Annotated in this window: 10 protein-coding genes; all 10 read right to left on the bottom strand. The window is 48.8% G+C overall.

Going from position 1 to position 9213, the window contains the following annotated elements:
• Positions 1–43: 43 nt before the first annotated feature.
• The 10 genes from rplB to rpsL all read right to left on the bottom strand — a co-directional run bounded on the left by rplB (position 44) and on the right by rpsL (position 9202).
• Positions 44–868 carry a 50S ribosomal protein L2 gene (gene rplB / locus WKJ04_RS17980; protein WP_337881675.1) on the bottom strand — a complete coding sequence of 275 codons (825 nt, stop codon included), beginning with the start codon at positions 866–868 and terminating at the stop codon, positions 44–46.
• 16 nt (positions 869–884) lie between these two features.
• Positions 885–1187, bottom strand: coding sequence for a 50S ribosomal protein L23 (rplW, locus tag WKJ04_RS17985; protein WP_337881676.1), 303 nt, complete (start codon positions 1185–1187; stop codon positions 885–887).
• The gene (gene rplD, locus WKJ04_RS17990; protein ID WP_337881677.1) at positions 1184–1789 is read right to left on the bottom strand and encodes a 50S ribosomal protein L4; all 606 of its coding nucleotides are present in this window, start codon (positions 1787–1789) and stop codon (positions 1184–1186) included. Before rplD ends, rplW begins: the two co-directional genes overlap by 4 nt.
• Before the next feature lie 19 nt (positions 1790–1808).
• Positions 1809–2447, bottom strand: coding sequence for a 50S ribosomal protein L3 (gene rplC / locus WKJ04_RS17995; protein ID WP_337881678.1), 639 nt, complete (start codon positions 2445–2447; stop codon positions 1809–1811).
• A 29-nt stretch (positions 2448–2476) separates the two neighbouring features.
• Positions 2477–2788 carry a 30S ribosomal protein S10 gene (gene rpsJ, locus WKJ04_RS18000; RefSeq protein WP_008899121.1) on the bottom strand — a complete coding sequence of 104 codons (312 nt, stop codon included), beginning with the start codon at positions 2786–2788 and terminating at the stop codon, positions 2477–2479.
• A gap of 229 nt (positions 2789–3017) precedes the next feature.
• Positions 3018–4751, bottom strand: coding sequence for an acyl-CoA dehydrogenase family protein (locus WKJ04_RS18005; RefSeq protein WP_337881679.1), 1734 nt, complete (start codon positions 4749–4751; stop codon positions 3018–3020).
• 151 nt (positions 4752–4902) lie between these two features.
• The gene (gene tuf / locus WKJ04_RS18010) at positions 4903–6087 is read right to left on the bottom strand and encodes an elongation factor Tu (RefSeq protein WP_337881680.1); all 1185 of its coding nucleotides are present in this window, start codon (positions 6085–6087) and stop codon (positions 4903–4905) included.
• A 50-nt stretch (positions 6088–6137) separates the two neighbouring features.
• Positions 6138–8243, bottom strand: coding sequence for an elongation factor G (gene fusA / locus WKJ04_RS18015; protein WP_337881681.1), 2106 nt, complete (start codon positions 8241–8243; stop codon positions 6138–6140).
• A 24-nt stretch (positions 8244–8267) separates the two neighbouring features.
• On the bottom strand, positions 8268–8738 hold the full coding sequence (rpsG, locus tag WKJ04_RS18020) for a 30S ribosomal protein S7 (protein WP_337843692.1): 471 nt from the start codon (positions 8736–8738) through the stop codon (positions 8268–8270).
• Positions 8739–8827: 89 nt separating this feature from the next.
• Positions 8828–9202: a 30S ribosomal protein S12 gene (gene rpsL / locus WKJ04_RS18025; RefSeq protein ID WP_337843693.1), complete on the bottom strand. Its 375-nt coding sequence runs from the start codon at positions 9200–9202 to the stop codon at positions 8828–8830.
• Positions 9203–9213: the final 11 nt, after the last annotated feature.

Here is a 9213-nt window from a genome sequence, read left to right on the forward strand (position 1 = left end):
ACCTTTCTTGAGAGAACGTGGCATGGCAATTCCTCACATTAAATTATTTGTCACGACGACGGACAATGAACTTGTCAGTACGCTTGTTCGAACGAGTTTTGTAACCCTTGGTCGGTACACCCCATGGAGTAACCGGGTGACGGCCACCAGAAGTTTTACCTTCACCACCACCGTGAGGGTGGTCTACCGGGTTCATTACTACACCGCGAACAGTTGGACGGACACCGCGCCAACGCATTGCACCTGCTTTACCATATTGACGCAGCATGTGCTCGGCATTGCCGATTTCACCGATGGTTGCACGGCAGTCAGCCAGAACTTTGCGCATTTCACCGCTGCGCAAACGCAGAGTGATATAAGCACCGTCACGCGCCAGGATCTGGGCAAATGCACCAGCTGAACGCATTAATTGGCCGCCTTTACCAGGCTTCAGTTCGATGTTGTGAACGATTTGACCCACTGGGATGTTACGCAGTGGCATGGTGTTGCCCGATTTGATCGGAGCATCAGCGCCTGACTGAACAACATCACCGGCTTTTAAGCCTTTTGGCGCCAGGATATAACGACGCTCACCATCTGCGTATAACACCAGTGCGATGTTAGCAGTACGGTTTGGATCGTATTCCAGACGCTCAACTTTAGCTGGGATACCGTCTTTGTTACGTTTAAAGTCAACTAAACGGTAGTGTTGCTTGTGGCCACCACCGATGTGACGAGTCGTGATACGACCGTTGTTGTTACGACCACCAGTTTTGGTGTTCTTTTCCAGTAACGGGGCGTATGGCTTACCTTTGTACAGGTCTGGGTTCACGACTTTTAAGACGTGACGACGACCAGGTGACGTAGGTTTACACTTAACCAGTGCCATTTCCTAACTCCTCTAATTACTCAGCGCCGCCAACGAAATCGAGTTCGCTGCCTTCCTTAAGAGTCACGTAAGCCTTTTTCCAGTCTTTACGCTGACCCATACGCATACCAGTGCGTTTGGTCTTACCCTTAACGTTAACAGTGCGAACACCAACTACTTCTACTTCAAACAGTTTTTGAACAGCAGCTTTGATGTCAGCTTTAGTTGCAGTAGTCGCAACTTTGAACACGATAGTGTTGTTGGTCTCGGCAGCGATAGTGCTCTTTTCAGAGACGTGCGGAGCCAGAATGACCTTCAGTAAACGTTCTTCACGGATCATGCTAACATCTCCTCGATTTGTTTAACTGCAGCAGCAGTCATTAACACTTTGTCGAAGGCGATTAAGCTGACTGGGTCGATACCGTGTACGTCACGCACGTCAACTTTGTACAGGTTGCGTGCAGATAAGAACAGGTTCTCGTCAACTTCAGCAGTCACGATTAAAACGTCTTTCAGTTCCATCGCTTTTAATTTAGCAGCCAGTTCTTTTGTCTTCGGGGTTTCAACTGCGAAGTCTTCAACCACGATCAGACGATCTTGACGTACTAATTCAGACAGAATGCTCATGATCGCGCCACGATACATTTTTCTGTTAACTTTTTGGCTGTGGTCTTGTGGCTTAGCCGCAAATGTCACACCGCCTCCGCGCCAGATTGGGCTGCGGATTGTACCAGCACGGGCACGACCTGTACCCTTCTGGCGCCATGGCTTCTTACCGCCACCGCGTACTTCTGAACGTGTCAGTTGAGCACGAGTACCTTGACGGGCACCAGCTGCATACGCAACCACTACCTGGTGTACCAGAGCTTCGTTGAACTCACGTCCAAAGGTAGCTTCGGAAACTTCAAGAACGCCTTTAGCGTCTCTTAATGCTAATTCCATCACTCATCTCCTCCAGACGTTAGCCTTTGACCGCAGGTTTAACAATCACATCACCACCGATAGCGCCAGGGATTGCACCCTTCACTAACAGGATGTTGCGAGTTGCGTCTACACGTACAACTTCCAGTGACTGAACAGTTACACGCTCGGCACCCATGTGTCCGGCCATTTTCTTACCTTTGAATACTTTACCTGGTGACTGGTTTTGACCAATTGAACCTGGTACACGGTGAGACAAAGAGTTACCGTGAGTAGCATCCTGGGTACGGAAGTTCCAGCGCTTTACAGTACCGGCAAAACCTTTACCTTTTGATGTGCCAGTCACATCTACTTTTTTGGTGTCAGCGAACACTTCAACAGTGATTTCGCTGCCAACCTGAATGTCAGCGCCTTCGTTGTCTTGCAGGCGGAATTCCCACAGACCACGACCAGCTTCAACACCAGCTTTTGCAAAGTGGCCAGCTTCTGGTTTGTTCAGGCGAGAAGCCTTCACAGTACCAGCAGTCACTTGCAGTGCGTTATAGCCATGAACGTCTTGCGTTTTGATAGCGGTAACGCGGTTTGGTGTTGCTTCGATTACGGTTACAGGAACAGAAACGCCATCTTCAGTGAAGATGCGAGTCATGCCCACTTTACGACCGACTAATCCGATAGCCATATCCTAAACCTCTCTATAAACCTGTCTGATTAGCCCAGGCTGATTTGAACGTCAACGCCAGCAGGCAGATCTAAACGCATCAGAGCATCAACAGTCTTTTCTGTTGGTTCAACGATGTCGATTAAACGCTTGTGGGTACGGATTTCGTACTGATCACGTGCATCTTTGTTCACGTGAGGAGAAATCAGTACAGTGAAACGTTCCTGGCGAGTTGGCAGTGGGATAGGACCACGAACCTGCGCGCCCGTACGCTTAGCTGTGTCAACGATTTCCATGGTTGACTGATCGATCAGACGGTGATCGAACGCTTTCAGACGGATGCGAATCCTTTGATTACTCATAAATCAAAGCCTCAAAGAGCAAAAAGAGCAAAAATAAACAAGAACGCTCATTCCCTAAAGAAGAGGTCTTGCACCATGTAACGTTTGCTCCCCAATTGGGAGCATTGTTGTCGTTAATCAATACAATTGCTGATTAACCGCCGGCCAAAAGTTATGGCAGGCCGCGCATTATACTCAATTGGTTACCAAAGACAACCCCTGCTGATTAAATAATCAGCAGGGGTAAGTATCAGAAGGAAGCGTGAAGAAGCTGTTCCGGCAGAGGCTTTAGTTGCAGCAACAAAGCTCGCGTTTTTGGCAATATCCGATGAAAAAAGAAAGCCGATTTTGTTTGTTTGGCCGCAACGAAGTCAGCATTGTGTTTATCTGTCGATAATGCCGCAAGCATTTTATCCCACATCAGTCCGTAGAACGTATAGCCGATCAGATCGAGGTAGTCACACGCTACCCAGGATAATAGGTCAGGTTGGGACGAGTGCTGGCTAAGCAACTCAGTTGTTGCCGCTTTAACATCCTCAACCAGGCTCTTGAGCTCAGCTGCATAACTACTGGAAACCTGCGCCGTCAATTCGTCCAATAAATCGAATAAGACAGCGCCCTGATCTGCGGCGACTTTACGCAGCATGAAATCTAATGCTTGAATGCCGTTGGTTCCTTCATAGATCTGAGCAATACGCACATCCCTGACCAGCTGTTCCATCCCCCATTCTTTGATATACCCATGGCCACCAAAAACCTGTTGCGCCATCACACAACAATCAAAGCCTCGATCTGTCATAAAGGCTTTGGTGACTGGCGTCAGCAAATTGGCTCTGGCGTATGCTGTACTGTCAGCAGCAAATTTCGCCTGGTCGAGAAAATGTGCGACCATCAAACTGAATGCCCTGCCCGCTTCGTTGAGACTGGCCACGGTCAACAGCATGCGTTTTATATCAGGGTGACCCAGTATTGGATCGGCTTTGTTTGCGTCTGTCCCCTGAGTTCTGCCTTGCAAGCGCTCCTTTGCGTAACCCAGTGCATTTTGGTATGCCCGCTCTGCAGCCCCAAGACCTTGACTGCCCATGGCCAGGCGCTCGTAGTTCATCATAGTAAACATACATGCCAAACCTTTGTGTGGCTGACCAATCAGGTAGCCTTCAGCGCCTTCGAAATTCATCACACAGGTAGCCGAGCCATGTATCCCCATTTTGTGTTCAACTGAACTGCAAATCAGCTGATTACGTTCGCCAAGACTACCGTCAGACATGACTTTAAATTTCGGTACCAGAAACAATGAAATACCACGGCTTCCAGCTGGAGCGTCAGGCAATTTCGCTAGCACCAGATGAATGATGTTCTCGGCCAGCTCATGTTCACCTGCCGTAATAAATATCTTCTCGCCGCTGATGCGGTAACTGCCATTCGCCTGTGGCTCGGCTTTGCTGCGCATAATGCCGAGATCAGAACCCGCATGAGATTCGGTCAAACACATGGTTCCCGACCATTCGCCGCTATAGAGTTTTGGAAGATAGATGGCTTTTGCGGCCTCATCGGCATGCTGCAGCAACGCGACACAGGCCCCGCTGGTTAAACCTGGATAGAGCGAAAACGCAATGTCTGCACTGCACATCATCTCGTCATACATCGATGCAAGAGTCTTTGGCATGCCTAAACCACCATACTCTGGATCGCCGGTCAGACCCGTCCAACCGCCTTCACAGAGTAATCTGTAATTTTCTTTGTAGTGAGAAGGGGTGGTCACCACGCCAGCAGAAACACTAACGCCTTGTTCGTCGGCACACTTTGACTTTGGCGCAATACACTCTTCGGTGATTTTGGCCGCCTCTCCCAGGATTGCTTTTGCTGTATCCTGGTCAACGACTTCTGCAAGTGTGGGCTGCTCAGCCCAGAATCGATCAACTTGAAATACATCAAATAATTGAAATGACATGTCGGCCAAAGGGGCCTGATAATCGGAACTCATAATCTCACTCCAAATGGTCGGATGAGTAAGTTCTAGCATGAAGCGAGAATACATTCAAACAGATGTTTGAATTAAACGATAGGCATGTATTGAAAATGAATATACAAAAACAAAGGGCCCCTTACGGAGCCCTCTGCAACAGCATCACTGATTAAGCAACGATTTTCGCTACCACACCAGCACCTACTGTACGGCCGCCTTCACGGATTGCGAAGCGCAGACCTTCGTCCATCGCGATTGGGTTGATCAGCTCAACCACAAACTTCAGGTTGTCACCTGGCATTACCATCTCTACGCCTTCTGGCAGCTCTACTGCACCAGTTACGTCAGTGGTACGGAAGTAGAACTGTGGACGGTAGCCTTTGAAGAATGGCGTGTGACGACCACCTTCTTCTTTTGACAACACGTATACTTCGCCTTCGAACTTAGTGTGTGGCTTGATTGAACCTGGCTTCGCCAGTACCTGACCACGTTCTACGTCTTCACGCTTCGTACCACGCAGCAGAGCACCGATGTTCTCACCTGCACGACCTTCGTCCAGCAGCTTACGGAACATTTCTACACCGGTACAAGTTGTCTTCGTTGTATCTTTGATACCGACGATTTCAACTTCTTCACCTACTTTCACGATACCTTGCTCTACACGGCCTGTGACTACTGTACCACGACCTGAGATTGAGAATACGTCTTCGATTGGCATGATGAACGGCTTGTCGATTGCACGCTCTGGCTCTGGAATGTATGTATCCAGCGCGTTACCCAGTTCCAGAATTTTCTGTTCCCACGCAGCATCGCCTTCCAGGCCTTTCAGCGCTGAACCACGGATCACTGGCAGGTCATCACCTGGGAAGTCGTATTCTGACAACAGCTCACGCACTTCCATCTCTACCAGCTCTAACAGCTCTTCGTCATCAACCATGTCACACTTGTTCATGAACACGATGATGTAAGGAACGCCTACCTGACGAGACAGCAGGATGTGCTCACGTGTCTGTGGCATTGGGCCGTCAGTCGCTGCTACTACCAGGATTGCGCCGTCCATCTGAGCTGCACCTGTGATCATGTTCTTCACATAGTCAGCGTGGCCCGGGCAGTCTACGTGCGCGTAGTGACGTGTTGGCGTGTCGTATTCAACGTGTGACGTGTTGATCGTGATACCACGTGCTTTTTCTTCTGGCGCTTTATCGATTTGATCAAACGCAAATGCCTGACCGCCGTAGTGCTTCGCCAGTACGTTGGTGATCGCTGCAGTTAAAGTAGTTTTACCGTGGTCAACGTGGCCGATTGTACCTACGTTTACGTGCGGTTTTACGCGTTCAAATTTAGCCTTAGCCATTTTAATTACCTTCTGTTAGAGGCCTGCCTGAAGACAGGCCGACAAAGTTATTATTCACCAGTTTTACGAGCTGCGATGATCGCTTCAGTAATGTTGTTTGGCGCTTCCATATACTTCAATGGTTCCATCGAATAAGAAGCACGACCTTGCGTCAGAGAACGCATTGAAGTCGCGTAACCGAACATTTCTGACAGAGGAACCTGAGCGTCAACGATCTTAATACCACCAGGGGCATCTTCCATACCGTTAATCATACCGCGGCGACGGTTTAAGTCACCAACGATATCACCCATGAAGTCTTCCGGAGTGACTACTTCTACTTTCATCATTGGTTCCAGCAGGACAGGTTTGGCCTGCAAAGCACCTTTTTTGAACCCCATAGAAGCTGCGATCTTAAACGCCATCTCGTTTGAGTCAACGTCGTGATAAGAACCATCAAATACAGTTACTTTCACGTCGATCACCGGGTAGCCAGCCAGGATACCGTTCTTCATCTGTTCCTGAATACCTTTGTCGATAGCAGGGATGTATTCTTTTGGAATAACCCCGCCAACAACGGCATTCACGAATTCATAACCAGCACCTTCTTCCTGTGGCTCAATTCTGAGCCAGCAGTGACCGAACTGACCACGACCACCAGATTGACGTACGAATTTACCTTCAACTTCTGTTGAACCACGCACGGTTTCACGGTAAGCAACCTGAGGTTTACCCACATTGGCTTCTACCTTGAACTCACGCTTCATACGATCAACGATGATCTCCAGGTGCAATTCGCCCATACCGGAGATGATGGTTTGACCGGTTTCTTCGTCAGTGTGAACTCGGAAAGATGGGTCTTCAGCCGCCAATTTGCTCAGCGCGATACCCATTTTTTCCTGGTCAGCTTTGGTCTTTGGCTCTACAGCCACAGAAATGACCGGCTCAGGGAATTCCATGCGTTCCAGAATGATCACATTCTCAGAATCGCACAGCGTGTCACCTGTAGTCGTGTCTTTCAGACCAATAGCTGCTGCGATGTCACCAGCACGAACTTCTTTGATCTCTTCACGGCTGTTCGCGTGCATCTGAACTATACGGCCGATACGCTCTTTCTTCTGTTTTACCGAGTTGTAAACAGCAGAACCTGCTTCTACTACCCCTGAATAGACACGGAAGAAGGTCAGAGTTCCCACGAATGGGTCTGTTGCGATCTTAAATGCCAATGCGGCAAAGGGTTCGTCGTCTGACGAATGACGTTCATCTTCAGAGTCGTCTTCTTTAACACCTTTGATTGCCTTCACCTCAGTCGGTGAAGGCAGGTAATAAATGACGTTGTCCAGTACAGCTTGAACACCTTTGTTCTTGAAAGCAGAACCACACATCACCAGCACAACTTCGTTACGCAGGGTCAGGTCACGCAGGGCCTGGCGCAGTTCTTCTTCAGTAAACTCGCCACCTTCCAGGTAGCGTTCCATCAGCTCTTCATTGGCTTCAGCAGCTGCTTCCACCATGTTTTGGCGCCACTCTTCACACTCAGCGACCATATCTTCTGGAATAGGGTCGTAGGTGAAAGTCATGCCCTGATCAGCTTCATTCCAGTTAATGGCTTTCATCTTGATCAGGTCAACAACACCTTTGAAGTTCTCTTCAGCACCAATTGGCAACTGAATAGGAACGATACGTGAATTCAGGCGGTCGTTCGCTTGCTTTACAACACGCAGGAAATTCGCACCGGTACGGTCCATCTTATTGACGAAAATCATCCGAGGAACTTCGTACTTGTTTGCCTGGCGCCACACAGTTTCAGTTTGAGGCTGAACACCCGAGGAGCCGCACAATACAACCACTGCACCGTCCAGAACACGCAGAGAACGTTCAACTTCAATAGTGAAGTCAACGTGCCCCGGCGTGTCGATCAGGTTAATCCGGTGCAGATCGAACTGCTGCTGCATACCAGACCAGAAAGCCGTAGTTGCCGCAGACGTGATAGTGATACCACGTTCCTGTTCTTGTTCCATCCAGTCCATGGTGGCTGCGCCATCATGAACTTCACCGATTTTGTGAGAACGGCCTGTATAAAACAGCACACGCTCGGACGTTGTGGTTTTACCCGCATCTACGTGAGCGCAAATACCAATATTCCGGTAACGCTCAATAGGAGTTGTACGTGCCACAATAAAGTCCTCTTAAGGGTGCAATTACCAGCGGAAGTGAGCAAACGCTTTGTTCGCTTCAGCCATACGGTGCACGTCTTCACGCTTCTTAACAGCAGAACCTTTGTTTTCAACAGCGTCCAGCATCTCACCAGCTAAGCGCTGGGCCATTGATTTTTCACCACGTTTACGGGCAGCTTCAACCAACCAACGCATAGCTAACGCGTTACGACGAACCTGACGAACTTCACATGGAACCTGGTAAGTAGAACCACCCACACGGCGTGATTTAACTTCAACAGTTGGACGAATGTTGTCTAATGCAACTTCGAACAGATCCAGTTCAGCTTTTTTAGATTTCGTTGCAGCGATGTCTAATGCGCCGTATACAATTGATTCTGCGATTGATTTTTTACCGTCGATCATTACGACGTTTACGAATTTGGCCAGCAGTTCACTTCCGAATTTTGGATCTGGAAGGATTTTACGTTGACCTATGACGCGTCTTCTTGGCATTCGAAACTCCGATTGCTTCAGGTGATTCCAAAACTTTTTATTACAACAATAAAAAGATTAATTAGTTTGGCCTTACTAACGGAGTACCGTTATTTCTTAGGCCGTTTAGCGCCGTACTTAGAACGGCCTTGCTTACGATCTTTAACGCCTGCACAGTCTAAAGTGCCGCGAATGGTGTGGTAACGCACACCTGGAAGGTCTTTTACCCGGCCGCCACGGATCAGAACAACGCTGTGTTCCTGCAGGTTGTGGCCTTCACCACCGATGTAAGAAGTTACTTCAAAACCGTTAGTTAAACGGACACGGCATACTTTACGTAATGCTGAGTTTGGCTTCTTAGGTGTAGTGGTGTATACGCGGGTACAAACACCACGCTTCTGTGGGCAAGCTTCAAGCGCCGGAACGGTGCTCTTAGAGACCACCTGGCTGCGCGGCTTACGCACTAGCTGGTTGATTGTTGCCATTAAATACTCCT

The sequence above is a fragment of the Rheinheimera sp. genome (genome assembly GCF_037442345.1).
Lineage (GTDB): Bacteria > Pseudomonadota > Gammaproteobacteria > Enterobacterales > Alteromonadaceae > Pararheinheimera.

What these genes read in the sequence shown, in the direction of transcription:
- rplD (WP_337881677.1), bottom strand. Translation starts at nt 1,789, where the DNA reads ATGGAATTAGCATTAAGAGACGCTAAAGGCGTTCTTGAAGTTTCCGAA.
- rpsG (WP_337843692.1), bottom strand. Translation starts at nt 8,738, where the DNA reads ATGCCAAGAAGACGCGTCATAGGTCAACGTAAAATCCTTCCAGATCCA.
- rplC (WP_337881678.1), bottom strand. Translation starts at nt 2,447, where the DNA reads ATGGCTATCGGATTAGTCGGTCGTAAAGTGGGCATGACTCGCATCTTC.
- WKJ04_RS18005 (WP_337881679.1), bottom strand. Translation starts at nt 4,751, where the DNA reads ATGAGTTCCGATTATCAGGCCCCTTTGGCCGACATGTCATTTCAATTA.
- rplB (WP_337881675.1), bottom strand. Translation starts at nt 868, where the DNA reads ATGGCACTGGTTAAGTGTAAACCTACGTCACCTGGTCGTCGTCACGTC.
- rpsJ (WP_008899121.1), bottom strand. Translation starts at nt 2,788, where the DNA reads ATGAGTAATCAAAGGATTCGCATCCGTCTGAAAGCGTTCGATCACCGT.
- tuf (WP_337881680.1), bottom strand. Translation starts at nt 6,087, where the DNA reads ATGGCTAAGGCTAAATTTGAACGCGTAAAACCGCACGTAAACGTAGGT.
- rpsL (WP_337843693.1), bottom strand. Translation starts at nt 9,202, where the DNA reads ATGGCAACAATCAACCAGCTAGTGCGTAAGCCGCGCAGCCAGGTGGTC.
- rplW (WP_337881676.1), bottom strand. Translation starts at nt 1,187, where the DNA reads ATGATCCGTGAAGAACGTTTACTGAAGGTCATTCTGGCTCCGCACGTC.